Annotated in this window: 2 protein-coding genes; both read right to left on the reverse strand. The window is 60.0% G+C overall.

All coding sequences use genetic code 11. The features are described from left to right. Positions 1-39: 39 nt before the first annotated feature. The gene (gene istB, locus CFR71_RS15705) at positions 40-771 is read right to left on the reverse strand and encodes an IS21-like element helper ATPase IstB (protein ID WP_275405120.1); all 732 of its coding nucleotides are present in this window, start codon (positions 769-771) and stop codon (positions 40-42) included. Further along, a partial coding sequence (locus tag CFR71_RS15710; RefSeq protein WP_408891860.1) for a Mu transposase domain-containing protein occupies positions 768-1,613 on the reverse strand: 846 nt, incomplete at its 5' end. The genes istB and CFR71_RS15710, both read right to left, overlap by 4 nt.

The following is a 1,613-nucleotide window of genomic DNA, read 5'->3' on the forward strand; positions in this document are numbered from 1 at the left end:
AGGAGACAGGCCGGGGCAGGTATGGATCTGGAGAGAGGTTCAGTTACGGTTCCTGAACCGCCAGCTTTCGTTCCCTGTCTCGATGATGTCGCAGTGATGGGTCAGACGGTCGAGCAGTGCCGTGGTCATCTTGGCGTCGGCGAATACACTGGCCCATTCACCGAAGGACAGGTTCGTGGTGACAATGACCGAGGTCTGTTCATAAAGGCGGCTGATCATATGGAACAGCAACTGTCCGCCAGACTGGGCAAAGGGCAGGTATCCCAGTTCGTCGAGGATGACAAAGTCCAGTCGGCCGAGTTGTTCGGCCAGCCGACCCGCCCTTGCCGCCCGACTGTCAGCCTCAAGCCGGTTGACCAGGTCCACCACGTTGAAGAACCGGCCACGCCGACCTGTGCGGATGCAGCTCCGGCCAATGGCCGTGGCCAGGTGGGTTTTGCCGGTACCTGTGCCCCCCACAAGCACGACATTACGCTTGAGGTCGAGGAATTCGCCCCGAGCCAGGTCACGGACAAGGGTTTCGTTGACGGGCGTATCCGCGAACTGAAAGTCCTCGACATCCTGTGCCCGCGGCATCCGGGCAATGGTCATCTGGTAGCGTACCGACCGGGCCTGCTTTTCATGTATTTCGGCCTGGAGCAGTTCTCCTATGACCTGCTGGGGCAGATACTGTCGTTTGACCGCATGGGTCACCAGTTCATCATAGGCGGCTTTCATACCGTAGAGTTTCAGTTCCGCCATCGCCTGGAGGATCGGCCCACGTTCCATCATGGGCGTGTCCTCAGGATATCATACCGGCTGCAGTCAGCCACAGGAGCATGATGCAGGACCAGAGGTTCGGGAAGGGCAGGCAGGACGGGATTTGTGGCTTCATCCCGGCGTGACAGGATGTTGAGAATGACATCAACGGAATGCATGCCATCTTCCAGGGCCTCCCGGCAGGCCTGATCCACGCAGGTCAGGCCATGCTCGTTCACGGCAACCAGAAGACGTACGACCTGTCTGTCGCCACCTGGCCTGTCAGCCAGTCGCCTGCGGATCCGTTCAATGGAGACGGGCAGGATCCAGTCCCGGAATGGGGCGCCATTGCGCAGGGCACCCGGCTTGCGCTCCAGCACCCCGATATAATGCCATGGATCATAAACCGTCCGGTCCCGCTCGAACGAGCGGGCATGGACCCCAACCGTCCGGCCATCCTGCCGGATTTCGATGCGCCCGGCATAGGCCCTGAGTTCCACAGGGCGACCAACCGCACTGCTGGAGACGGAATACCGGTTGTTGTCAAAGCGGACCAGGCAGGTTTTCGTGACGGATGCCATGCGGGCATGGAACCCGTCAAAGGAACCGGCATAAGGAACCAGAGCCGCGCGCTCGGCCAGGAACATCTCCCACACCGTTTTCTCCGGGACATCCGGATGGGCATGCGTTCTGGCCAGTTGGATGCATCGATCCACAAGCCATCCATTGAGTTCCTCATAGTCACGGAACTTCAGACGCGGGGAGAACACGCGTCCACGCGCATATTTCACCTGGCTTTCAACCTGGCCTTTCTCCCATCCTGCCGCCGGCGTGCAGGCCTGCGGTTCAACCAGATAATGGGCGCACATCTGTAA

The organism is Novacetimonas pomaceti (assembly GCF_003207955.1).
GTDB classification, from domain to species: Bacteria; Pseudomonadota; Alphaproteobacteria; order Acetobacterales; family Acetobacteraceae; genus Novacetimonas; species Novacetimonas pomaceti.